Here is a 23,992-nt window from a genome sequence, read left to right on the forward strand (position 1 = left end):
ATGGAGCGGACAACGGGATTCGAACCCGCGACCCTCACCTTGGCAAGGTGATGCTCTACCAGCTGAGCCATGTCCGCATCTCAAATGGTGGGCGTTACAAGATTTGAACTTGTGACCTCTTCCGTGTCAGGGAAGCGCTCTCCCCCTGAGCTAAACGCCCACTTGAGTGTTTTACTTCTGCGCTTTCGGCGCGTCGGCAAGGAGATATAATACCTGAACCAGAATTCTTGACAACCCCCTTTTTTGAAAAAGTTGGAACTTTTTTGCCAGCCAAGGATTGCAACCACTGTTTTCCCAGATGAAAGACCTACCTTTGAGCAAATCCCCTAGCATCTTTTTCCGAGACGATCATCAGCAAGAGACTGTACGAAGCAATGGAGTTGTCCGAATGACCAGATCACCCGCCACGCATAGCCGAGAGGTTAAACCCGTAGCCACAAATCAACCTGAAATGCTGAGAACTCGATATGGACACTAAACAAGATGCAACGAGCCTGTGAGCTCGATCGCGAAAGAGGCAGTCCCATAAGCACCCGTCTCACTTCCCCGTCGTTCATGAACTCTCGGCCGGAGCGATTCACCCTTAATGCGTTGCATTGGATTGGCAGAAATACCCATACACGAACACATGCAGCCTGCGAAGGACCCGCGGAGGATCGAGTGCAAATCGCACGAGCATATAAGGTTATACGGAGCGCCGCGACGATGCGACACGCAGCATGTCTCCATCATCAGGAACTCGACTGTGCTCTCGAAACGAAACCATGGATAAAGAATCAAGACAACGACCGATAGCCGCATGCCCTATAACGAGAATCCGACAGGCATGGCATCAACGATTCCGTCCTCATGCTCAGGTTGTCTTGCATAGCGGAACGCCGGTTGAACTGGTCGATCGACAGGCTTCTATATCAATAAGGGCAACAAAAAAGCGGCCCAAAGGCCGCTTTCTAAATTCTGGTGTCGGAGGCGGGATTTGAACCCGCACACCCGTTACGGGCACAAGCACCTCAAGCTTGCGTGTCTGCCGTTCCACCACTCCGACGAGTTGTTGCCGAAAAGCAACGATGATTAATATACCCGAACCTTACCTACTTGCCAAGACCCAATTTCAAAAATTTTATCGGGTGGCGATAGTGCCGGACGGATACACGATCATAAGCGCGATAAGCGACAGCAAGAAGACGACCGCGAAGATGATGGTGATGCGATCAAGATTCTTCTCGACAATGCTGGTACCGGTTTGCGAAGAGTACACAGAGCTGGCGATCATATCAGAGATGCCCGTGCCCTTGCCGGAATGCAGGAGAATGAAGATGATGAGACCCAAGCCGGAGATGACCAGCAAGGCGATAAGGATGATCAAAAGCGGATTCACGTGATGCTCTTTCACTCGAAATAACTACGTACGCAAGTAACTAAGTATAACGAAACGCGCCCGCGCAGGCAAGAAACCGGCGACGGGCGCGAACAGGGTCATGAAAAGCACGCATTACGAGAGCAGGCTGTGTCCCGTCATCTCAGCGGGAGCGGAAAGCCCCATAGCATCGAGCAACGTGGGGGCGATATCGCAGAGCGCACCTTCCTTACCGCCGAGCACACGCCCGGTGTCGGCACCGTCCACGAAGATGAACGGCACCTTCGCGGTGGTATGCGCCGTGTGGGGCGTTCCGTCGTCCGCGATCATCTTGTCGCAATTGCCATGATCGGCCGTGATGAACGCGAAACCGCCTTTGCGGCGAACCGCGTCGACGACCTTGCCGACGCCGGAATCCACCGCTTCGACGGCGGCGATGGCGGCGGGTATGACGCCCGTGTGGCCGACCATATCGGGATTCGCGAAATTCACGATGTACACATCGGCCTCGTCGGCATCGATAGCCGCGGCCAAGGTATCGGCGACCTCAGGTTCGCTCATCTGAGGCTGCAGATCGTACGTGGCGACCTTAGGGCTGGGGATGAGGCTTCGCCGCTCCCCCTCCTTGGGCTCCTCGCGCCCGCCGTTGAGGAAGAACGTGACGTGCGCATACTTCTCGGTTTCGGCGATATGGTATTGGCGCAGACCGGCGGCGGAGAGCACGTCGGCAAGCACGTTTTCCGGGAACGTCTTGGGGAACGCGATCGGCGCGGGGATATCCGGATCGTACTCGGTCAGGCACACGAACGAGACCCGGGGCCGACGAGCGCGATCGAACCCATCGAAGGCATCATCGACGATGGCGCGCGTGATCTCGCGGGCGCGATCGGGGCGGAAGTTGAAAAACATGACGGCATCCCCATCTTCGACGCCGCGGCCATCGAGCGCCACGGGCTCGACGAACTCATCGGTGACATCGGTATCGTACGATGCCTGCATGGCGGCGACGGGATCGCCCGACGCAGCGAGCGGCTTCGCGCATACAACGGCTTCGAACGCCTTGGCGACACGGTCCCAACGCTTGTCGCGGTCCATCGCATAATAGCGGCCCGAGACGCTTGCCACGCGCACGGCGTCTTGGAAGCCGTTCTCGGCGATGAAATCCTGCAGCTGCTGCATATAGCCCTTGCCGCTCGACGGCGGGACGTCGCGACCGTCCATGAACGCGTGCACGCGCACATCGCCGACGCCGCTTTGCACGGCATGCTTGATGAGCGCATACAGGTGCTCGTTGCTGGAGTGCACGCCGCCATCGGAGAGCAGGCCCATGAGGTGCAACGCGGCACCCGGCGCCTTAGCAGCCTCGATGGCGTCGTTGATCACGACGTTATCGCAGATGGAGCCGGTGCGGCAAGCCATGTTGATACGCGAGAGCTCCTGATGCACCACGCGGCCGGCGCCGATGTTGAGGTGCCCCACCTCGGAGTTGCCCATCTGCCCCTCAGGCAGGCCAACAGCCTCCCCCGAAGCTTCAAGCTTGGTGTGCGAGCAGGTTTCGAACAGCTGATCGAGCACCGGCGTGGATGCCAGCGATACGGCATTGCCCGGACCCGCAGGCGCCAAGCCCAGGCCATCCATGATGATCAAGCATGCCGGGAGAGACAGCTTCCCGCAGGCGTTTTCCGACGCGCTCATTACAGGCACGCTTTCACCAGCTGAACGAACTGATCGGCCTTCAGGCTGGCGCCGCCGACCAGGCCGCCGTCGATATCGGGCTGCGCGAGAAGCTGCTCGACGTTGCCGACGTTCATGGAACCGCCGTACAGGATGCGCATCTGATCGGCGGTCTCGGCGCCGAACATATCGGCAAGCGTGGTGCGGATAGCAGCGCACATATCCTGCGCCTGCTCGGGCGTTGCCGTACGGCCCGTGCCGATGGCCCAGATGGGCTCATATGCCACCACGCACTTGCCGGCCTCCTCGGGCTCCAAGCCCGCGAACGCGGCGCGAACCTGGGCGCAGACGAACTCCTCAGCGCTGCCCTCATCGCGCACCGCCAGCGATTCGCCGACGCATGCGACGGCGTAGAGGCCGCCATCGAGCAAAGCACGGACCTTGCGGTTGACGTCCTCGTTGGTTTCACCGAAGTAGCCACGGCGCTCGGAGTGGCCGACGATGGAGCACGCGCAATGGACATCCTTGAGCATGGGAACCGATACCTCGCCCGTGAAGGCGCCCTTCGGCTCCCAGTACACGTTCTGTGCGCCGATCTGAATGGGCTGATGGTCGAATTCGAACACCGTGTTGACCGGCTTCAAATCGATGGAGGGCGGGCAAACGAGCACGTCCACGGAGTCGGTCCAATGCTTGTCGAAGTTGTTGGAGATGGTTTGCGCCAACACCACGGCCTCGGCGTAGGTGTTGTTCATCTTCCAGTTTCCTGCCATAAGCGGTTTGCGGGCCATGAGGCACGCTCCTTTCAAAACGATAAGGGGGACGCATGCGCCCCCCTCTTGGATTACCTTAGCGCTTCAGAGCTTCCACGCCGGGAAGGGCTTCGCCCTGCACCAGCTCCATGCTGGCACCGCCGCCCGTGGAGATGAACGTCATGCGGTCGGCAAGGTCGAACTTGTTGACCGCCGCCACGGAGTCGCCGCCGCCGATGATGGTGTCGCCCTGCTGGTTTTCAGCCACGGCCTCGGCAACGGCCTTCGTGCCTGCAGCGAACGCATCCATCTCGAACACGCCCATGGGGCCGTTCCAGAACACGGTGGCAGCCTGCGAGATGGCCTGAGCATACAGCTTGGCCGTCTCAGGACCGACGTCGAGACCCATCATATCGGCCGGGATATCGTCGACGGAGACGGTCTGGGTGTTGGCATCCTCGGCGAACTTGTCGGCGCATACGACATCGACGGGGAGCAGCAGCTTCACGCCGCGCTCATCGGCCTTGCGCAGCATAGCCGCCGCGCGCTCGACCCAGTCTTCCTCTTTGAGCGAGGTGCCCACCTGCTTGCCCTGCGCCAACAGGAACGTGAAGCACATGCCACCGCCGATGATAAGGGTGTCGCACTTGTCCATGAGAGCGTCGATGACCTTGATCTTGTCGGAAACCTTCGATCCGCCCAAGATGGCGACGAAGGGGCGACGCGGCTCATCAAGCATGCCGGTGAGGGTTGCGACCTCGTTTTGCATGAGGTAGCCGGCATAGACGGGCAGAAGCGCAGCGACACCGGCAGTGGAGGCGTGGGCGCGGTGCGCCGTGCCGAAGGCATCGTTGACGTAGGCCTCGCCCAGCTTGGCGAGCTCCTGGCAGAATTCGGGATCGTTCTTCTTCTCGCGCTTGTCGAAACGAAGGTTCTCCAGCACCAGCACCTGACCATCCTGAAGGGCCGCAGCCTTGGCCTGGGCATCAGGACCGACGGTGTCGGAGGCGAATGCCACGGGTCGGCCGAGCAGCTCGGAGAGACGCAGGGCGGCAGGGCGAAGCGTGAACTTCTCCTCGAAGCCCTCACCCGACGGACGGCCGAGATGGCTCATGAGGATGACGCGCGCGCCTTCGTCGATGAGCTTTTCGATGGTGGGCAGCGCAGCGCGGATGCGGGTATCGTCGGAGCAGACGCCGTCCGCCACGGGAACGTTGAAGTCGACGCGGACGAGCACGCGCTTGCCGCGCGCGTCAAGCTGGTCGACGGTGGCGATATCAGCCATGATGACTTCCTTTCGAATCACCGCGGATGCGGTGATGGCCAGCTAAAAGGCCCTGGTCCCGATCGCACCTTGCAAAGCAACCGAGCGTGCTTCGGGCACGAACGGTGCAGCGCGCAAGGGGCAAGGTTCGGTTCCAGGGCCCTTCATAGCGTTAAGCGGTTAAGCCGATTACAGCAGGATCTTGACAAGGTCCTTCACGCGGTTGGAGTAACCCCACTCGTTGTCGTACCAGGACACGACCTTGACCATGTTGGACTTGCCGCCCATGACCATGGTGAGCTTGCTATCGAAGATGGAGGAGTGGTTGTTGCCCACGATGTCGATGGACACGATGGGATCCTCGGTGTACTCGAGCACGCCGGCCAGCTCGCCTTCGGCGGCTTCCTTCATGGCGGCGTTGATCTCCTCGATGGTGACCTCACGCTCAAGCTCGACCGTCAGGTCGACCATGGAGCCGTCGGGCGTGGGAACGCGCGTGGCGAAGCCGTCGAGCTTGCCTGCCAGCTCGGGGAGGACCAGGGACACGGCGCGAGCGGCGCCCGTGGTGGTCGGGATCATGGACATGGCTGCGGCGCGGGCACGGCGCAGGTCCTTATGCGGCAGGTCCAAGATCTTCTGATCGTTGGTGTAGGAATGGATGGTGTTCATGTAGCCGCGCTTGATGCCGAACTTCTCAAGCAGCACCTTGGCGACGGGCGCCAGGCAGTTGGTGGTGCAGGAGGCGTTGGAGATGATGTTGTGCTGATCCTTGTCGTACTGCTCGTCGTTGACGCCCATGACGACGGTGATGTCCTCGCCCTTGGCGGGGCAGGTGATGACGACCTTCTTAGCGCCGGCCTTGATGTGCTTGCTGGCAAGCTCGCCGGTCTTGAAGATGCCGGTGGACTCGACGACGACGTCGACGCCCAGCTCGCCCCAAGGCAGGTTCTCGGGGTCGCGCTCGCACAGGACCTTCACGGCATGGCCGTCGGCCACGAAGCCATCCTCGGTGACCTCGACCGTATCGAAGGCGCGGCCGTGGACCGAGTCATACTTCAGCAGGTGAGCCATCGTCGGGATGTCGCCGAGGTCGTTGACGGCCACGACCTGGATCTCCGGGTCCTTGACCATGGCGCGATACGCCAGACGTCCGATGCGGCCGAAACCGTTGATGCCTACTTTGATTGCCATTGCGTATCTCCTTTTCATTCAGATACTCAAGTTATGGGCCATACGAAATGCTAGTGTAGCGGAAAGTCAAACGCTTGCGGCGCGAATTTGGCAGACGGTCGACAAGCGAAGACCAACGCGTCCCGCCTAACGGCAGGACGCCGGTTACAGTCGGTTACCGATTCTGATTCTCCAGCTCAGCGGCCAATTGTTCGATACGGCGCACACGATGGTACACCGCCGATTTCGACAGCGGAGGGTTTGCGAGCTCGCCAAGCTCCTTGAGCGTCGCCTCGGGATGACGCACGCGCAGCTTGATGAAGTCCTGTAACGCCGGAGGGAGGTTCTCCATGCCGTGCGCCTCTACCACCTGTCTGATGGCCCGGATCTGGTCGATCGCCGCGCGCGAAGTTTTGGCCTGGTTGGCGATCTCGGCGTTGGTCTGACGGTTCACATCGTTGCGGACGCTTTTGATGACGCGAGCGTTTTCCATGGCAAGCGCGCTTTGATGAGCGCCAGCAAGCGCCAAAAACTCAAGGATGGCGCTGCCGCTTTTCAAATACACCATATAGGAATTGCGTCGCTGCATGATGCGCGCCTTAATGTTCTTGCGAGCCAGAAGATCCACAAGGCCATCGGCCAGCTCCTCGGTTTCGACGATTACCTCGAAATGGAAATCGCCGCGGGGGTCGGACACGAACCCGCTGCCCAGGAAGGCGCCACGCAGATATGCGGCCGCACAGCAATCCTTGGCGACCAACTGCTCAGATACGCCGAGCACCAGCCCGCCTTCAGGAGAGAGCACGCCCATATCCACCAAAGCGGCGGCAAGCTGAGGCTGGGCGGGAACCTCGATAAGGTAGTTCGGGGTTTTGTGCAAGACGCTTCGGCGAACCGTCAGGTTGGTTTTCAGCCGATACAGCTCATGCAACAGCTTGATGACTAAGCGGGCCACCGAAGGCGCATCCGTGGCGATCTCCACACGGTAGCGGTTCTTCCCCGACACGAACAAAGTACCCTCGATACGCACGAGCGCCGCCAAAACGGCTTTATCGCAATGGCTGCACGTTGCCGGAACGCGGGAAAGTTCGTCTTTTACCTCTGCCGTGAACGACATAAACGCAACACCCCCGTGAACGCCTCGCGCAGCAAAAACGGATCATGCCAGGTGGGACGCTGCGGGTCGACCAGATTTCGAACGATGACGACCGGACCCTTGCTTTGAATGGCGCGCAGGTCGGGATAATCGATGTGCACGGGGCGCACGCGCCTGCCTTCCTCTTCGCCGGGGGCAACGGTGAATCGGCTATCACCGACGTTGACGCCCGTGAGCGCGCGGAAGGTGCCCGTCTCGGAAGCATCGGGGCGAACGGGATACGGACTGTGCACGAGCACGTAATCAAGCAACCCACGCATGCCGTGCGCAAGCAACGCCTCGACATGCTCGCGCGCCGTAAGACCCCATGTCTCACCCTGCATGTCCGCCAATGAACAGACGAACAGGGTTGCCCCCCTTGATTGACGGATGGCATCCACCACACCCGGGACCAGCAGGTTCGGGATGATGGACGTGAACAGGCTTCCCGGTCCGAGCACAATCAAGTCGGCATTGCGGATGGCATCGAGCGCCGGCCGGTACGCCTGGATCTTGCCTTGACCGCGCAACTGCACGTGCGCAAGCGCCGTACGAGAATGGCAGGCAACAGCCTGGCCCTCGATATAGCGCCCATCGCGCGTGCGCGCGACCAACGACACGCGATCGAGCGTTGAAGGGTACACATGCCCGCGCGCGTTGAGCAAACGCTCGCAGATCTGAACGGCTTGCGGGAATTCGCCCGTGGCGTCCTCGAGCGCGGAGAGCATAAGATTGCCCAGCGTATGGTTGTCGGCAAACGGAAACCGGTATTTGAATGCACGCGTAAGCGGGTCCTCGGGGTCGGCAGCCATAGCGCAAATGCACTTACGGATATCGCCCGGAGGAGTGACACCCGCCCGTTCGCGCAGGATGCCCGTCGACCCGCCGTCATCGGCCATCGCGACCACGGCGGAGGTTTCCACGCCCATGGAAAGGAGCGTGCGAATGGAAACGGGCGCACCTGTGCCACCGCCGATGACCACGGCTTTCAAGCTGCTGGTCTCAGGCACCACGGGATCGGCCGCGTACAGCGGCGCGAACGCCTCGGTCATGGACGGGTCATGGGGGAAATGACCGCCCTCCATATGGCTTTCGTTTAGCATCTCGCTCATCCTATCGGCCTTCGACCGGCTTCGCAGATGCGTTGATGAGCTGGCCATCGGCGCCTTCGGCAAGCTTCAGGTCGCGATGCGCGACGCTGACGCGATAGCCCTTCTGCTTGAGATATTCACCCGTGGACTCGGCGAGCGCCACGCTTCGATGTTGACCGCCGGTGCACCCTACGGCGATGGCGAGCTGCTGCTTGCCCTCCGCCACATACCCGGGCATGACGCAATCGAGCAGCGCGCGCCAGCACTTCTGGAACTCCTCGGTTTCAGATCGGCACAACACGTAGTCGCGCACGGGCTTGTCTAGGCCGGTAAGCGGACGCAGCTCGGGGTCGTAGTACGGATTGGGAAGAAAACGCACGTCCATGACCAGGTCGGCATCCACGGGAGCGCCGTGTTTGAAGCCGAACGAGTACACCGTGACCTGCAGCCCCTGGCGCTCCTCGCCGGGTGCGAACAGCGCGCGGATGGTGCTGCGCAGCTGAGCGGGCATCATGTCGGTGGTATTGATGACATGATGCGCCTGTTTGCGCACATCATAGAGCATCTCGCGCTCACGCTCGATGCCGTTTGCGATGGAGCTCCCATCGGTGCAGAGGGGATGGCGGCGGCGGCTGGATTTGTAGCGCGCGATGAGCTTCTCGTCGTCGGCGTCCAAGAACAGCACCCGATAATCGACGCCGGCGCTTTTGAGCTTCGAAAGCTCTTCCATCAGGCTTTTGAAGAAGCCGCCGCTACGCGCGTCGCACACGACGGCGATGCGTCGATGGTTATCCGGCTGGCCGGGCATGCCGGTTAAAGCCAGCAGGTTCCCGATAAGAGCGCTTGGCAGGTTGTCCACGCAAAAATACCCAAGATCCTCGAACGCATGCATGGCCTCGGTGCGTCCCGCACCGCTCATGCCGCTCACGATAACCAGCTCGGGCATGTTCTCAAGCTCGCTTGCAACCTCGGTCATGTCACGAATCTCCTTCCCCGCCGACGACCATTTCGTTTCTTGTCTGCTCATTATACTGCTGCAGCACCGTATGCAGCTCGTTGGCAACCTGGACGGGCACCACCTGGGCATCAAGGATGTCCTGCAAGCTTGCAGCCCTGAGCCGCTTGAAGCTCTTGAAGTGCTTGAGAAGCGCCTTCTTGCGCACCGGGCCCAAACCTTCAACCTCATCCAGGATGCTCGCCGTCATTCCCTTGCCGCGCAACTGTCGATGGAATTCGATGGCGAAGCGGTGCGCCTCGTCTCGAACCTGCTTGACCAGGTACAAGCTGGCGCTTCCGCCCGGCAGTACAACCGGGCCCGTATCCTGCCACGGCACGAACAGCTCCTCATCGCGCTTCGCCAAGCCGCACAAGGCAATGTCGTGGATTCCCATGCTGTCGAACTGTTGCATGACGGCGTTGAGTTGTGGCAGACCGCCATCCAAGATGATGAGGTCGGGCTTTTTGCCGAACCGCTCGTCCGCCATGCGCTCAGCGCAATACCTACGGCCCATAACCTCCTGCATGGACAGGAAATCGTTCGCTTCGTCAAGCTGGGCCTTGATCTTGAAGCGTCGATATTGCCCCTTATCAGGCCTCCCATTGGTAAACACCACCATGGAAGCGACAGTGTACGTACCGTGGTTGGTGGAAATGTCGAAGCATTCGATGCGCAATGGCGGCGCATCGAGCGCCAAGGCGCTCTCCAGCTGCAGCAAGGCATCGTTGATGCGCTTATCCTCGTAGTTCGTGCGCACCTTATAGCGCATGAGCGTATGTTTGGCATTCTGTTCAGCCATCGAGACAAGGTCGGCTTTCTCCCCGCGTTCGGGGACCGCGAACCGAACCTTCGCACCATGCACGCTTGCAAGCTTATCGGTAAGCCACTGCTCCATGGCTTCGGCGTCCTCGGGCATGACACGCACGACCACCTCGTGCGGGATGGACGTGGTGGCATCGTAGTAGCGCAGCAGGAACATGTGCAGCAGATCCTGGTCGGGGACGTCGTTACCGCGGTTGAACACGAACTCGTTGCTGTTGATGATGCGTCCCTCGCGCACCATGAGCACGTGCACACCCGCAATGGTCTCCTCCCGGAAAAAGCCGATGACGTCAGCATCGAGGTTGCGCGAGCTTACCGCATGCTGCTTATCGCATAAGCTGTTTATGGTGTCGATTCGAGCTTTGATACGACCGGCCCGCTCGAAATCGAGCTCTGAAGCGGCCTCTTGCATTTCACGGGAAAGCTCTTCCACGAACTCCCGATGGTTGCCCGAGAGGAAACGCTCGATCCGGCTGACATTGGCTGCATATTGCTCAGGCGTGACGCGACCGCAGCACGCCCCAGGCCCCAAGCCCACATGCGCATCGAAGCACGGGCGGGCGTCAGCAGCCAGACAAGCGAGCGGATCTTTTTCCAGCTTGCGCTTCAGCGAACGCCAATCAGCACAGCTCGACGAGCACAACGGCACCACCCGCCGCGCGATGTCGACCATGCGGCGAGCGGCGCGGCTATCGGTATAGGGGCCGAAATAGCGCGTGTCGGCGCGATGCTTCTCGCGCGTGTACTTGATGGCAGGGAACACATCGCCTTTCGTGATGGCGATAAACGGGTAGGATTTATCGTCCTTGAAGTCGGCGTTGAACCAGGGGGCGTGCTGGTTGATGAGGTTCTTCTCGAGCACCAAGGACTCGTGCTCGTTGCCGACCACGATGTACTCGAACGTGCAGATCTGCTCGACGAGTAGCGGGATCTTCGCGCGCTCATCCTGGAAGTTGACATATTGGCGCATGCGCGCACGAAGCTGTTTCGCCTTGCCGACGTAGATGACCTGCCCATGCTTGTCTTTCCATAGATACACGCCAGGAAGGGTTGGCACCGCATCAAGCTCGCGCTTGATGCGCGCGAGCTTCTGCTCGAACGTCTCCCCTTCCGGGACGCGAACGCCCTCGTCCCCGGCGATACCCTGCGCCTTTCCCGAACCGCCTTCGGTGAAACCCGAGGTTCGGCTATATCGTTGGAATTCCTCCGGTTTGCTCACACTACCTCCAGCTTGACGCGAAACGAAATGCAACGCGGCGTATCCAAATCATCGAATTCGATGATGTAGGCGCGTTTCTGCTCGTCGATGCCTTGCACAACGCCCTGCCCGAACGCTTTATGGGCAACGCGCGTGCCCGGTTTGATGGAAGCCTGCCCGGCCATGTCGGCGATCCAACGATCGGTCGCCTCATAAGCGCAGCGAGCGTCATCGAGCTGGGAGTCAGCAGGCCCATTTGAAAACTCCAAGGCCGATGGGTCGATATCGAGGAGAAACCGCGAAGGATACCGCGGCGCTCCCTGATGGCCGAAACCCTCGGCCTCGGTAAGGTACAGCCCGTCCTTGGCGCGCGTGAATGCCACGAACGCGAGGCGACGCTCCTCCTCCATGGCCTCGACCGTACGCGTTTTACGCGAGGGCAGCACGCCTTCGGACAGCGAGCAAACGAAGACGTGGCTGAACTCCAGGCCCTTGGCAGCATGGATGGTCATAAGGCGCACGTTATCCTTCGACGCATCCGCAATATCGGCATTGGAGAGCAAGGCTACGTGGTGCAGATAGTGGTCGATGGTAACCTCCTCGCCGCATGTTGCCTCGAACTCGTATACCGACTGCTTCAGTTCGGCAAGGTTATCGAGCCGCTCCTGGCTTCCCTCGGTGCGCAGCATCTGCTCGTAGCCGCTCTCGTCGAGCAGCGCCGAGAGCACCTCCGACACCGGGCGGCCCTCAACGGACCTGCGAAAACCATGCACCAATGCTACTAACTGTTTCGCCTTCGTGCGTTTGAAGATGTCACCCTCGTACGTTGCCTCAAGGGCCTGCAGCATGGTGCATCCATGTTCGTCGCAATACTGCTGCAGATACGCCATGCGACGTTGGCCGAGATTGCGCTTGGGCACGTTAGCCACGCGCAAAAATGCCAAGTCATCCCCTACCGCGATGAGACGCAGGTAGCACAGCGCATCCTTGATCTCGCTTCTGCCGAAAAAGGGCACACCGCTGAACAGCGAATATGGGATATCCGCATCGAGAAACGCCTCCTCGACCGAACGCGATGCGTAATGCGCGCGATACAGCACCGCCATATCGCGATAAGCAACCCCCTTGCCATGCAATGCAGCTACGCCTTCGGCGATCCACGCCGCTTCGGCCTGGGGCGATACGGCATGATGCCAGACCGTTGGGCCGAACGAACGTCGTGCGGCGACAAGGTCCTTCGGGATGCGCATATGGTTTTTCGCGATAAGCGAATTCGCCACCGCAAGCACCTGAGGCACTGAACGGTGGTTCTCAAGCATCATGATGGTGTGCGTACCGGGAAAGCGCTTATCGAAATCAAGCAGCAGCTTCACGTCCGCGCCGCGCCACGTATAGATGGTTTGATCGGGATCGCCGACCACGAACAAGTTCTTGTGATAGCCCTGCAGCACCTCCATGAGCTGATATTGCAGCGCATCGATATCCTGGAACTCGTCGATCATGATGTATTCCAACCGCTGCTGCCATTTGAGGCAGATATCAGGGAACCGCTCGAACATGTAGAGCGTGAATACGATCAAGTCGTTGTAATCGAGACCGAAACACTTCCGTTCCTGATAAAGATACCCATAGAAGACGATGTCCCGCACATCATCGGCCTGTACATACCGTTCACGCAGCTGCGCGATAGGCCATTCGAGCATGTCCAGATAGTAGTTGGGGTGCTCTTTTAGCTTCTGCATCTCGATCATGTCGCGCGCTGCCGAAAACGTCATATCGCGCAACGTAAGGCCTCGTTCTTCATAAATGGTCTGCAGCATGGCATCGATGTCGGCGTTGTCGAGCACCAGAAAGCTTTTCGGATACCGTACGGCATGGGAATCTTCCTGAAGAACTGAAACGCAGAAGCCATGGAACGTATTGATGTAGCCGGTGTCGTGATCGCCGGTAAGACGACGGATACGCCTGCGCATTTCGTTGGCAGCCTTGTTCGTGAAGGTGACGCACAGGATGTTGCCCGGCAGGATGCCCAGCTCGTTGACCAAATATGCGAATCGTTGCGTCAGCGCAGCCGTTTTCCCCGTGCCGGCACCCGCGATGACGCGCACGTAGCCTTCCGTTGCCGTAACGGCCTGCTGCTGGGCCGCATTGAGCTGCGGCTCTTCACCGAGCCTGTCCATTGCGCGATATGTCGTCATAGAATCCATAACGAGGAGTATATCAAATAGGGAACGCCTGTTCTATATCGATGCGATGATTTTCGAACAATTGTTCTCGCGCCCTACCTCGAGCCCTGAGCTTTCATGTGCTTGATCAGCACGAAGGCGCAGTACAGCAAGGCGAGGAACGCGATGAAGGCCCCCACGAAACCCACATCGGCGATGGTCCCGAACGTACACACGCCCCCGCCGATGAAGCTGCCGGTGCCGATACCGAGGTTGAAGATGCCGGAGAAGATGGCCATGGCAACCGTCTGCTCTCCATCGCTTGCGAACTTGATGATCTCGGCCTGATAGACGATGGAATACCCCGATCCGGCGATGCCCCATAGCATGCACTCGGCGAACACGCCTGCCACTCCGAGGGCGGCAGGACGCAGGAGCGCAAGCGCCAACGCCACACCCGCGACGACCCACACAGCGAAGGCCCAGCGATGGCCGCGATAAAACCGCGAGCATATCGCGCTTCCGACGAGCCCTGCGATGCCGAAGGCCACCAACGCCATGGTGACGACTTGCTCGTCCATACCGCCAACCTGCAGCAAGAACGGCTCGATATAGCTATAACCCGTGTAGTACCCCATGGCGTACAAAGCAGTCACGATGAAGATGCCCATGAGCACCTTGTTCCGCAAAATGCTGGGAAGCTGCTTGAGCGTGAAGGGCTTGCTGGCCGGAATCTTCGGGAACACCACCGTCAAGTACGCCAGCACCAGCGCGCTTACCGCGCACACGCAGCCGAAGGTCTGCCGCCAGCCCAACCAAAGCCCCACCATGTGCCCAAGCGGCAACCCAACCACCATGGCAAGCGCCGAGCCGGTGACCACGGCGCTAACGGCCATAGGCGCGTGCCTCTCGTCGACGACTTTCACCGCCACGGGAGCTGCAATGGCCCAGAACACCGAATGGGCGCAGGCGACCACCAAACGCGCTGCCATGAGCAGACCATAGCTGGGCGCCAGGGCCGAAAGCGCCTGCCCGGCGCAGAACACGCCGATGACCAAGAGCATAAGCGGCCGAAACGCCAAACGGGAACCCAATATCATAAGGGGAAGCGAAAGCAGCATGACCGCCCAGGCGTACACCGAGATGATCAGCCCCGTCACGCCCTCGCTCGTCCCGAACGAGGCGCCGATGCCGGTCAGAAGGCCTACCGGCATGAACTCCGAAGTGTTGAAAATGAACGCGGAAACGGTAATGCCGATCAGCGGCAACCATTCCCGCAGCGTAAGCTTGTTATCCACGAACCTTGTCATGAACCAAGCGCTTCCTTCCCTTTTCCCTTTGCGCGGATATGGGATTGTAGCCCCAGGACGAATCACAGAGCATGTGGATGGGCGCCTTCAGATAACCCTCATGAACCGCCCATTGCATGCACACCGGCAAAGCGCAATGCCGATTGCGCGACGTTGCAAGCAAACAGCTTAGCTGAGCGCAGGCGACCCGCCGCACGCACATCCGGACCACGTAAAAGCGGGCCCGCCGCCTCGCAAGGCAAGCCGCCCGCGCCGAGCAAACGCCCGTCCGCCGCAGGTCGCCGCCCTTTGTTTCGGCTTCGTTAATATACCGTTTCGAGTGATTTCCGAATCCTATAATGCAACCCGTTAACACAACATTTCATCCGCTAGGAGGTTCACGCAATGACTTACGCTGAGCGCATCATCGAGCAGGTCAAGGCGAAAAACGCCGAGCAGCCCGAGTTCATCCAGGCAGCCACCGAGATTCTGGGCACCCTGCAGCCGGCACTCGACGCCCATCCGGAGTTCGAGGAGGCGGCCCTGCTTGAGCGCATCATCGAACCCGAGCGCATCATCCAGTTCCGCGTCCCGTGGGTCGACGACTCCGGCAAGGTACAGGTCAACCGCGGCTTCCGCGTGGAGTACAACTCCGCCATCGGCCCCTACAAGGGCGGCCTGCGCTTTAACCCCACCGTTACGCTCGGCATGCTGAAGTTCCTGGGCTTCGAGCAGATCTTCAAGAACGCTCTGACCACCCTTCCCATGGGCGGCGGCAAGGGCGGCTCAGACTTCGACCCGAAGGGCAAGTCCAACAACGAGATCATGCGCTTCTGCCAGTCATTCATGAACGAGCTCTCCCGCCACATCGGCCCGAACACCGACGTGCCGGCTGGCGACCTGGGCGTTGGCGGCCGCGAGGTCGGCTACATGTTCGGCCAGTACAAGCGCCTGCGCAACGAGTGGACCGGCGTGCTCACCGGTAAGGGCCTGTCCTTCGGCGGCTCGCTGGCCCGTACCGAGGCCACCGGCTACGGCCTGGTGTACTTCGTCGACGAGTACCTGAAGTCCAACGGCGACTCCTTCGAAGGCAAGAACGTCGTCGTGCACGGCTCCGGCAACGTCGCCATCTACGCCGTTCAGAAGGTTTCCCAGCTTGGCGGCAAAGTTCTGGCTTGCTCCGACACCAAGGGTTGGGTCGAGGACCCCGACGGCATCGACTACCAGGTGCTCGAGCACGTCTACAACAAGAAGCGCTCCGGCCATGACAAGGGCGTGTCCCTGGCCATGTACGTCGACGAGCGTCCGAACGCAACCTGGCACGAGGGCGACGGCCGCGGCGTGTGGCAGCTTCCCTGCGATATCGCCCTGCCCTGCGCACGCGAGAACACGCTGCACCTCGACGACGCCAAGGCCCTGGTTGCCAACGGCTGCAAGGTGGTCGGCGAGGGCGCGAACATGCCCACCACGCTCGACGCCACCGAGTACCTGCAGGAAAACGGCGTGGCCTTCATGCCCGGCAAGGCTGCCAACGCCGGCGGCGTGCTGGTCTCCGGCCTGGAGATGAGCCAGAACGCCGAGCACCTGAGCTGGACCTTCGAAGAGGTCGACGGCAAGCTCGAGCAGCTCATGCGCGGCATGTTCCACAACGTGGACGACACCGCCAAAAAGTACGGCCATGAGGGCAACTTCGTCATGGGCGCCAACATCGCCGGCTTCCTGAAGGTCGCCGACGCTATGATGACCCAGGGCATCGTGTAAGGGTCACAACCCATATCACCGTAAAAAAGAAGCGACCCGATCGGGTCGCTTCTTTTTTAGTTTTCACGAAGAGAAGGATGCGCGAGCCGGGATGAAAGCGCCGTGAAAGCAATTCCACGAATCATGCGAACGCGGGCAACAAACACCCTACCGGATTCAGCGCACTATGGCTCGAAAGGGATAGTCGAACAGCGATAGCCGCTCGACCGCAGTCCCTCCCTACAGGTTTACAACACCTAGCCAACGTTGCCCCGCCTACAAGGCATGAATCCTCTCGGCGAACGCTACAGGTTTTCGCGCACCCAATCGATGTTGGCCTGCACAGCAGCGATGAGCTCGGAGATATCGTCGAAGGCGCGCATCGGGCGAAGCCACTTCATGAACTCGACCTTCATGTACTGGCCATAGATATCGCCGTCGAAGTCGAGGATATGGGCCTCGCAGGTTGCCGTGGCCCGATCGGCGAAGGTTGCCGCAACGCCCACGTTCACCGCGGCCTTATAGCGCTTGCCGTCGACGTGCGCATATGCCGCGTACACGCCATCGGAAAGCGGGCGCATCTGGTCGGGAACCTCGAGATTCGCGGTACGGATACCCATATCAGCTCCCTCACCGCGACCGGGGCGCACAATGCTCGTCATGAAATACGGACGCCCAAGCAGATGATTCGCTTCGTCGAGCTTCCCGTCCGCCAACAGCAAACGAATGCGCGTGGCGGTGATGGGGGCGCCATCCTCGCTTTTCAGATCATGGGCATGCACCTGCATGCCGTGGCGATCGGCCCACGTGCGCAGCTCCGGCACCGAGCCGGCGGCTTTCGCCCCGAAATGAAAATCGAAACCCACGTGCAAATGTGCGGGAACGCCGGTGCCGAACGTGCGGACCAGGAATTCCTCGGGCGAGCTGGCCGCAAACTCGCGCGTGAACGGAAGGGCGACCACCGCATCGACGCCGGTTTGCGCGAGCATCTCCAAGCGCTCCTCGTTCGACATGAGCTTACGGAGACGCTGCGCATGGAACATCTCGTCGGGATCGATGTCGAACGTGAGCGCGATGGACTTCCCGCCGTTTTCGCGCGCGGTATCCTGCGCACACGACAAAAGGAACCTATGACCCCGATGCACGCCATCGAACACGCCGAACGCGCACGAGGCGCCTTGGAAATACCCGCGATCGAACGTTTCGTCGGCCTTATAGATCTGCGCCACGAAGCACCCCCGTCTGGAACACGCAGCATGCCTTGAACGATGCACGCCTGCTGTCGTACTGATACAAGGCCACAACCTTGTTCTGGCTGATGACCGCGATAACCTCGCCCTCTTGCGGAGCTTGCGCGCTTTCACGCACGCCGGCGGTGCAAGCACACATCTCGGCCTGGGCCGTGGTGCGCCTGCGCTCGAACAGCTGGCAATCGGCCGCACGGAGCGCATTGCCGTTGCCCACAGCCTGGGCGGCGGCGCCCTCCACGTAAGCGAAGCGGACGCCTAGCAAACGCACCGGGTCCAAGGCGGCACGCAACTTAAGCTCCTCAAGCGCCTCGAGCGGCACGCACTCGTCAAGCGTGAGGCCGCCGACCTCCAGGCGCCTGAGCGCAGCCAGATGAGCAGGACACCCGATCTTATGGCCAAGGTCGCGCGCCAACGCGCGGATATAGGTGCCCTTCGACACGCGGAACTCGACATCCCACTCGGGAAGCTGCTCTCCAACGCCCGGACGAACGGCGATGAGCTCCGCCGAATACACCTCGATATCGCGCGGGGAAAGCTCGATGATATGGCCTTCGCGGGCAGCTTCGTAGGACTTCTTCCCGTTTACCTTGATGGCGGAATACGCCGGAGGCATCTGCTTCTGCGGCCCGAGCATCTGCTCGACCGCTTGCTCCGCAAAGCAACGGTCACCGACTTCCACCGGCGCTTCACCGGTGCGCGTGACCGCACCCTCGCAGTCGTCGGTATCAGTCCCAACGCCGAACGCGATGGTGGCCCGATATGCTTTGTCGTGCCCGGTCAGATAAGCGCCTAACCTGGTGGCAGGGCCGATGCAGATGGGCAGCACACCGCTTGCCAGCGGATCGAGCGTGCCCGTATGGCCGACGCGCTTCTCACCGAAGATGCGGCGGCAGCGATTGACCACGTCGTGGGACGTCATGCCGCTGGGCTTGTCGACGCCGACTACCAGCGACAGCCCGGATTCTCCTCGCTTCACCTGGCGCACACCGCCTCTTGCAGCGCCGCGCGCACCTGATCCACGGCCTCCTGCATGCTGTCATGCATGGTGAAGCCTGCCGCGGCAACGTGCCCGCCGCCACCGAACGCCCGAGCGATAGCGGACACATCGGTATCGTCTTTCGCGCGAAGGCTGCCTCGGATGCAGTCCTCATGCTGGCGAAGCATACAGGCGACGTTGACGCCAGCTATCGAGCGCAGCGCGTTGATGACCGGCTCGGCATCCGATTTCACGGCTCCGAAACGGGCGAAGTCCTCGAGCGTAAGGTAGCTGATGGCGAACCCTTCCCGCTCATGGAACTCTGCGCGCGAGATCGCCTGAGCTTCAAGCTGCATGGAGGCAAGCGTGCGGTTCTGGAACACCGCGCGCGAAATGGATGCCGGGTCGGCACCCTCCTCGACCATCTGAGATGCGAGGCGCATGCAACGGGCATCGGTGTTCTGATACTGGAAGCGACCGGTATCGGTGACCAGCCCCGTGTAGCAGCACGTGACCAGATCGCCGGAACGCGAGACGCCGAGCATCCCCGAAAGCTCCCAGATGAGCAAGGTGGTGGAGGCGGCATCGGGGTCGACGTAGGCCATTTCGCACATGCGCTCGTCGACCGCATGGTGATCGATGGTGAACGAGGCCTGCGCGCGATCGAGGATGCTGCACGCCGCCTGGCCGATGCGCTCGCGCGTGGGAACATCCACGCCGACGAAGGCTCCGACTGGGCCGTCATATTCGCACGCCGGCACCATATCGACGGCTCCCGGCAGCAGATGCAACAGGTTCTCCTCGATGGGCTCGTCCTTGACCAGCACGCAGGTCACGCGCTTGCCAAGCTGGCGCAACACGGCGGCAAGACCGAGCTGCGAGCCCAGACAGTCGCCATCGGGGCTGACATGGCCGCAGATGACGAAGTCATCGAGCGCACGCAAAGCATCGGCAAGCTGCTCGAGCGAGCAGTTCGTTTGAGGGGTTACGGTCATAGCGGCGCTCCCCCGCTATTCCTGATCGATTTCTTCAGCCGCCTCGATGGCCTCGCGCTCTGCGGCGATGGCGGCAGACTCGCGATTACGCTCGGCATCACGCTCAAGCGCCGACGCGATGCGCTCGGCCTCATCCACGGATTTATCCAGGATGAAGCGCAGCGCAGGCGCCACGCGCCAGGAAAGCTGACGCGCCATAAGCGAGCGGATGCGGCCCGAGGCCTTCTCGAAGGCTTCGGCGACTTCCTCGTATTCGCCACGATCGGCGGTGTAGAAGACGTTGCAGACGCTGCGGTCGTAGCTGACCTCGCAGCCCGTGATGGTGACCAGCGACAGGCGCGGGTCGGAGATCTCGAACAGCAGAATGGACGCGATGACCTCGCGCGCCTGCTGATTGACTTTACGGTTGGTGGAACCTTGCTTCATAGATACAGCTCCTCTGAAGGATCAGGTTTGGATACATGAAGTATAGGGCACCTCGAAGGTAGCGAGAAGGGCCCCGGCCTCGAATCCGCCCCGTCACCGCAAGACCCGTGCACACGGGAACATGTCTTGCGGCGTCGGGAGCCGGATCGAATGCCGGAGCCCTTTCAAACGCCGAGCGCGTGCCGCCTTTGCAGGCGGCTAACGCTGATTACTCGGTGCGCTCAACTTCCTTGATGGTGTAGCCCTCGATAGTGTCGCCGACCTTGAGGTCTTGATAGCCGGCGATGCCGATGCCGCACTCGTAACCCTGCTTGACGGCCTTCACGTCGTCCTTGAAGCGCTTCAGGGATGCAAGCTCGCCCTCGAAGATGACGGTGCCTTCGCGCACGAGGCGGATCTTATCGTCGCGGTGCAGCTCGCCGTCGGTGATGTAGCAACCGGCGATGGTGCCCACCTTCGGGACCTTGAAGGTCTCGCGAACCTCGGCGGTACCGGTGTCCTCCTCGACGATCTCGGGCTTGAGCAGACCCACGCGAGCCGCATTGATGTCCTCGATAGCCTGGTAAATGACGCGGTACAGGCGGATGTCGACCTTCTCCTTCTCGGCCTGTTGCTTGGACTTGCCGGTCGGGCGCACGTTGAAGCCGATGATGATGGCGTCGGAGGCCGCAGCCAGCGTGACGTCGGTCTCGGTGATGCCGCCGACCGCGGAGTGCACGATGTTGATCTTGACCTCGGACTGATCCATCTTGTTGAACGCGTCGCGCAGCGCCTCGATGGAGCCCTGCACGTCGGCCTTCACGATAAGGTTCAGGTCGGTCTGCTTGCCCTCCTCAATGCGGTTGAACAGGTCATCCAGGTTCATGTGCGACTTGGTCTCCTGCTCGGCCAGGCGTGCGCGCAGAGCGCGCTCCTCGGCCAGCTTGCGGGCATCGCGCTCGTCCTCGAACACGCGGAACTCGTCGCCGGCGACCGGGACGCTGTTCAGGCCCAGGATCTCGACCGGGTAGGAAGGAGCGGCGCCCTCGACGTGCTGACCGCGGGGGTCGACCAACGCACGGACGCGTCCGTAGGACGTGCCGGCGACGACGGTGTCGCCCGGATGCAGCGTGCCGCGCTGCACGAGCACGGTGGCCACAGGGCCGCGGCCCTTGTCGAGGTTGGCCTCGATGACGAAGCCGGAGGCAAGCGCATCGGGGTTGGCGCGAAGCTCGAGCACGTCGGCCTGCAGCAGGATGGTCTCGAGCAGGTCGTCGATGTGCAGCTTCTTCTTAGCCGAAACGTTGACGAACATGTTCTGTCCGCCCCAGTCCTCGGGGATGACGCCGTACTCGACGAGCTCCTGGCGCACACGGTCGGGGTTGGCGCCGGGCTTGTCGATCTTGTTGACGGCCACCACGATCGGCACGTTTGCGGCCTTGGCGTGGTTGATTGCCTCGATGGTCTGCGGCATGACGCCGTCGTCGGAGGCGACGACCAGGACGATGACGTCGGTCACCTGGGCACCGCGGGCGCGCATGGCCGTGAAGGCCTCATGGCCGGGCGTGTCGATGAAGGTGATCTGGCGATCGCCGATGCGCACGACCGAGGCGCCGATGTGCTGCGTGATGCCGCCGGCCTCGCCCTCGGCGACGCCGGTGTGGCGGATGGCGTCGAGCAGCGACGTCTTGCCGTGGTCGACGTGGCCCATGACGGTGACGACGGGCGGACGCGGCTTGAGGTCCTCGTCGCTATCGTGGTAGACGATGGCGAACTCCTCTTCGGGGGACACGACGCGAACCTTGCGGCCCATGTCATCGGCGATGAGCTCGACGAGCTCGTCGGACATGGACTGGGTGAGCGTGAGCACCTGGCCGAGCATGAACAAGCGCTTGATGACGTCGTTGGGCTGCACGCCGAGCAGCTCGGCGAACTTGGCCACGGTGGAACCCTGCGGGATCTCGACGACGGAATCGTCGAGCACGAGGCTCGGATCGAGGCCGCGCTCGATGGCCTCCATCTCCATGCGCTCGCGGGCCTCGGCCTCGCGCTTCTGCTTGCGCTTCTTACGACGACCCTCGCCCTCATGGGAGTTGGCGGCGGCGACGGCTGCACGCGCCTCGGCGAGCACCTTGTCGCGCTGCAACTCCTCGGCCTTCACGGCCATCTGGGCGTAGCGGTCCTCGCCCGAAGCCTGCTGCTCGAGCTCGGGCACGTGCTGCTCGACGTGCATGCCCTTCTTGCCGTGCTTGCGGGAGCCGCGCTGCTGCTTGTTGGCATCGGCGCCGCGGGCGGGCTGCTCGGCCTTCTGCTTCTCGATGCGCTGCTTCTCGGACTCGATCTGGGAGAGCAGGCTGTCGAAGCTTGACTTGCGGGCGCCGAGCACCGGTGCCTGGCGCTTGGGCGCCGCGGCTGCGGGCTTATGGGCCGAACCCTTGGAATTGCGGTTGCGCAGCGCCTCCTCGACGGCCTGCTTCTTGGCGACCTCCTTGGCCATGGCGGCGGCGCGGGCGCGGGCCTTGCGCTCGGCGGCCTCGCGGGCCACGCGCTCCTTCTCGGATTCGATCTGGCTTGCAAGGCTCTCGAAGGGATTATTGGTCACCTTCTTGGCCTGCGGCTTGGCGGCAGCAGGCCTGGACGCAGAACCGCCCTCTTCAGCGCGCTTGGCGCGCTCTGCCTCGCGGGCCGCGCGCTCCTGCTCGACGGCCTCGCGGCGGGCGCGCTCTGCCTCGGCCTGCTGGCGCTTGGCCTCGGCGCGCTCCTCGGCGAGCTGCTTGGCCTCTTCGGCCGGAAGCTCGCCCGCGCGCTCCTTGATCTCAGGGGACAGGTTCTGGCGAACCTTCTCCACATCGGACTCAGCCAGCATGCTGGCATGGCTTTTCGCGGTGATCTTCATTTCGTGGAGCTTATCGAGCATGTCCTTGCTGGACATGTTGAACTCCTTCGCCAACTCATGTACTCGCATGCTGGCCATATACCACTCCTCTACATTTCCCTCGCATCGCGCGCGTGCGCGGCGATATCGGCGGCGATCCGGTCGTAATCATCGCTGCCGAGCGTCGCCTTAAGCGCTCGGTCGAGCTTGTTCCTCTTGCACGCGGCTGCGAAGCATTCCGCGGAGCACACATAGGCGCCCCTACCCGGTGCGCGGCCGGTGGCATCGAACGCAACGGCCCCCTCAGGGGTGCGTACGATGCGCAGCAGGCCCGTTTTATCGGCCTGCGCGCCGCAGGCGATGCAGCTGCGTTGTCGTTTGCCCGTGTTGGTTGCCGTTGCCATATGTGACGCCTATTCCTCGTCCAGGCCGTCGTGAATGCCGCAGAAGCAGCTGTCGGGACGGGCATGGTTGCGGCAGCGGACGCCGTTTTCGTCAACGTAAGCGCACAGCTCCTCCTCGTCCTCGAGGTCATCCTCGTCGATGAGCATGTTCTCGGTCTTCGGAAGCGGGGCGCCGGTGAAGCTGGCGGACTTGATGTCGATGTGCCAGCCGGTCAGACGCGCGGCCAGGCGGGCGTTCTGGCCCTCCTTGCCGATGGCCAGCGACAGCTGGTCGTCGGGCACGATGACGGTTGCGTAGTTGTTCTCCTCGTCGACCAGGACGCGATCGACCTTAGCCGGGGAAAGGGCGTTTGCCACATAGCGGGCAGGGTCCTCATCCCACTGGATGACGTCGACGCGCTCGTTGCGCAGCTCCTCGACGACCATGCGCACG

At 61.5% G+C, this 23,992-nt stretch carries 18 protein-coding genes, 3 tRNA genes and 1 pseudogene; 1 reads left to right on the plus strand and 21 read right to left on the minus strand.

The genetic code is table 11. The features are described 5' to 3' along the window. Position 1 precedes the first annotated feature (1 nt). The 14 genes from RDW26_RS08415 to RDW26_RS08480 all read right to left on the minus strand — a co-directional run bounded on the left by RDW26_RS08415 (position 2) and on the right by RDW26_RS08480 (position 14,935). A tRNA-Gly gene (locus RDW26_RS08415) sits at positions 2–77 on the minus strand. A gap of 8 nt (positions 78–85) precedes the next feature. Then, positions 86–160, minus strand: a tRNA-Val gene (locus RDW26_RS08420). A 798-nt stretch (positions 161–958) separates the two neighbouring features. Then, positions 959–1,045: transfer RNA gene (locus RDW26_RS08425), tRNA-Leu, on the minus strand. A 75-nt stretch (positions 1,046–1,120) separates the two neighbouring features. After that, complete coding sequence (gene secG / locus RDW26_RS08430) at positions 1,121–1,378, minus strand: preprotein translocase subunit SecG (RefSeq protein ID WP_042434338.1); 258 nt, start codon at positions 1,376–1,378, stop codon at positions 1,121–1,123. Between the two features lie 114 nt (positions 1,379–1,492). After that, positions 1,493–3,052, minus strand: coding sequence for a 2,3-bisphosphoglycerate-independent phosphoglycerate mutase (gene gpmI, locus RDW26_RS08435; RefSeq protein WP_307983250.1), 1,560 nt, complete (start codon positions 3,050–3,052; stop codon positions 1,493–1,495). Next, positions 3,052–3,822 carry a triose-phosphate isomerase gene (gene tpiA / locus RDW26_RS08440; RefSeq protein WP_307983251.1) on the minus strand — a complete coding sequence of 257 codons (771 nt, stop codon included), beginning with the start codon at positions 3,820–3,822 and terminating at the stop codon, positions 3,052–3,054. Before tpiA ends, gpmI begins: the two co-directional genes overlap by 1 nt. A 58-nt stretch (positions 3,823–3,880) precedes the next feature. Next, on the minus strand, positions 3,881–5,068 hold the full coding sequence (gene pgk / locus RDW26_RS08445) for a phosphoglycerate kinase (protein WP_307983252.1): 1,188 nt from the start codon (positions 5,066–5,068) through the stop codon (positions 3,881–3,883). A 168-nt stretch (positions 5,069–5,236) separates the two neighbouring features. Continuing rightward, a complete protein-coding gene (gene gap / locus RDW26_RS08450) occupies positions 5,237–6,238 on the minus strand; it encodes a type I glyceraldehyde-3-phosphate dehydrogenase (protein ID WP_118349291.1) in 1,002 nt (333 codons plus the stop codon). A 154-nt stretch (positions 6,239–6,392) separates the two neighbouring features. Beyond that, positions 6,393–7,334 carry a DNA-binding protein WhiA gene (whiA, locus tag RDW26_RS08455; protein WP_118349292.1) on the minus strand — a complete coding sequence of 314 codons (942 nt, stop codon included), beginning with the start codon at positions 7,332–7,334 and terminating at the stop codon, positions 6,393–6,395. Beyond that, positions 7,313–8,464, minus strand: coding sequence for a YvcK family protein (locus RDW26_RS08460; protein WP_307983253.1), 1,152 nt, complete (start codon positions 8,462–8,464; stop codon positions 7,313–7,315). Before RDW26_RS08460 ends, whiA begins: the two co-directional genes overlap by 22 nt. A gap of 1 nt (position 8,465) precedes the next feature. Beyond that, on the minus strand, positions 8,466–9,419 hold the full coding sequence (gene rapZ, locus RDW26_RS08465; protein WP_307983254.1) for an RNase adapter RapZ: 954 nt from the start codon (positions 9,417–9,419) through the stop codon (positions 8,466–8,468). A gap of 1 nt (position 9,420) precedes the next feature. Continuing rightward, entirely contained in the window at positions 9,421–11,481 is a 2,061-nt protein-coding gene (gene uvrC / locus RDW26_RS08470; RefSeq protein ID WP_307983255.1) for an excinuclease ABC subunit UvrC, read from the minus strand. Beyond that, the gene (locus tag RDW26_RS08475; protein WP_307983256.1) at positions 11,478–13,658 is read right to left on the minus strand and encodes an ATP-dependent helicase; all 2,181 of its coding nucleotides are present in this window, start codon (positions 13,656–13,658) and stop codon (positions 11,478–11,480) included. The genes uvrC and RDW26_RS08475 overlap by 4 nt, the downstream gene beginning before the upstream one ends. Before the next feature lie 83 nt (positions 13,659–13,741). Further along, positions 13,742–14,935: an MFS transporter gene (locus RDW26_RS08480; RefSeq protein ID WP_307983257.1), complete on the minus strand. Its 1,194-nt coding sequence runs from the start codon at positions 14,933–14,935 to the stop codon at positions 13,742–13,744. Positions 14,936–15,319: 384 nt separating this feature from the next. Here RDW26_RS08480 and gdhA point away from each other — a divergent pair, with 384 nt between their 5' ends. Next, positions 15,320–16,675 carry an NADP-specific glutamate dehydrogenase gene (gene gdhA, locus RDW26_RS08485; RefSeq protein WP_288579129.1) on the plus strand — a complete coding sequence of 452 codons (1,356 nt, stop codon included), beginning with the start codon at positions 15,320–15,322 and terminating at the stop codon, positions 16,673–16,675. Positions 16,676–16,959: 284 nt separating this feature from the next. Here the strand turns inward: gdhA and ribF are convergent, their stop codons facing one another. From ribF to RDW26_RS08520, 7 genes and pseudogenes are all read right to left on the minus strand, one after another. Continuing rightward, positions 16,960–17,883: a riboflavin biosynthesis protein RibF gene (ribF, locus tag RDW26_RS08490; RefSeq protein WP_307983258.1), complete on the minus strand. Its 924-nt coding sequence runs from the start codon at positions 17,881–17,883 to the stop codon at positions 16,960–16,962. Continuing rightward, a complete protein-coding gene (truB, locus tag RDW26_RS08495) occupies positions 17,867–18,889 on the minus strand; it encodes a tRNA pseudouridine(55) synthase TruB (protein WP_307983259.1) in 1,023 nt (340 codons plus the stop codon). The genes ribF and truB overlap by 17 nt, the downstream gene beginning before the upstream one ends. After that, a complete protein-coding gene (locus RDW26_RS08500; protein WP_307983260.1) occupies positions 18,877–19,875 on the minus strand; it encodes a DHH family phosphoesterase in 999 nt (332 codons plus the stop codon). The genes truB and RDW26_RS08500 overlap by 13 nt, the downstream gene beginning before the upstream one ends. A gap of 15 nt (positions 19,876–19,890) precedes the next feature. Beyond that, entirely contained in the window at positions 19,891–20,301 is a 411-nt protein-coding gene (rbfA, locus tag RDW26_RS08505; RefSeq protein ID WP_298627015.1) for a 30S ribosome-binding factor RbfA, read from the minus strand. A gap of 208 nt (positions 20,302–20,509) precedes the next feature. After that, positions 20,510–23,254, minus strand: a complete 2,745-nt coding sequence (gene infB / locus RDW26_RS08510) for a translation initiation factor IF-2 (RefSeq protein ID WP_307983261.1) — start codon at positions 23,252–23,254, stop codon at positions 20,510–20,512. A gap of 11 nt (positions 23,255–23,265) precedes the next feature. After that, positions 23,266–23,559, minus strand: a complete 294-nt coding sequence (gene rnpM, locus RDW26_RS08515; protein WP_294416788.1) for an RNase P modulator RnpM — start codon at positions 23,557–23,559, stop codon at positions 23,266–23,268. A gap of 9 nt (positions 23,560–23,568) precedes the next feature. Then, a pseudogene (locus RDW26_RS08520) lies at positions 23,569–23,992 on the minus strand (antitermination protein NusA); the annotation flags it as partial.

This window comes from uncultured Senegalimassilia sp. (genome assembly GCF_902464545.1).
Classification (GTDB): domain Bacteria; phylum Actinomycetota; class Coriobacteriia; order Coriobacteriales; family Eggerthellaceae; genus Senegalimassilia.

Excerpts from the sequence above, each read along its gene's own strand:
- gpmI (WP_307983250.1), bottom strand. The coding sequence starts at position 3,052 with ATGAGCGCGTCGGAAAACGCCTGCGGGAAGCTGTCTCTCCCGGCATGC.
- tpiA (WP_307983251.1), bottom strand. The coding sequence starts at position 3,822 with ATGGCCCGCAAACCGCTTATGGCAGGAAACTGGAAGATGAACAACACC.
- pgk (WP_307983252.1), bottom strand. The coding sequence starts at position 5,068 with ATGGCTGATATCGCCACCGTCGACCAGCTTGACGCGCGCGGCAAGCGC.
- gap (WP_118349291.1), bottom strand. The coding sequence starts at position 6,238 with ATGGCAATCAAAGTAGGCATCAACGGTTTCGGCCGCATCGGACGTCTG.
- whiA (WP_118349292.1), bottom strand. The coding sequence starts at position 7,334 with ATGTCGTTCACGGCAGAGGTAAAAGACGAACTTTCCCGCGTTCCGGCA.
- RDW26_RS08460 (WP_307983253.1), bottom strand. The coding sequence starts at position 8,464 with ATGAGCGAGATGCTAAACGAAAGCCATATGGAGGGCGGTCATTTCCCC.
- rapZ (WP_307983254.1), bottom strand. The coding sequence starts at position 9,419 with ATGACCGAGGTTGCAAGCGAGCTTGAGAACATGCCCGAGCTGGTTATC.
- RDW26_RS08475 (WP_307983256.1), bottom strand. The coding sequence starts at position 13,658 with ATGACGACATATCGCGCAATGGACAGGCTCGGTGAAGAGCCGCAGCTC.
- RDW26_RS08480 (WP_307983257.1), bottom strand. The coding sequence starts at position 14,935 with ATGACAAGGTTCGTGGATAACAAGCTTACGCTGCGGGAATGGTTGCCG.
- gdhA (WP_288579129.1), top strand. The coding sequence starts at position 15,320 with ATGACTTACGCTGAGCGCATCATCGAGCAGGTCAAGGCGAAAAACGCC.
- RDW26_RS08500 (WP_307983260.1), bottom strand. The coding sequence starts at position 19,875 with ATGACCGTAACCCCTCAAACGAACTGCTCGCTCGAGCAGCTTGCCGAT.
- rbfA (WP_298627015.1), bottom strand. The coding sequence starts at position 20,301 with ATGAAGCAAGGTTCCACCAACCGTAAAGTCAATCAGCAGGCGCGCGAG.
- infB (WP_307983261.1), bottom strand. The coding sequence starts at position 23,254 with ATGGCCAGCATGCGAGTACATGAGTTGGCGAAGGAGTTCAACATGTCC.
- rnpM (WP_294416788.1), bottom strand. The coding sequence starts at position 23,559 with ATGGCAACGGCAACCAACACGGGCAAACGACAACGCAGCTGCATCGCC.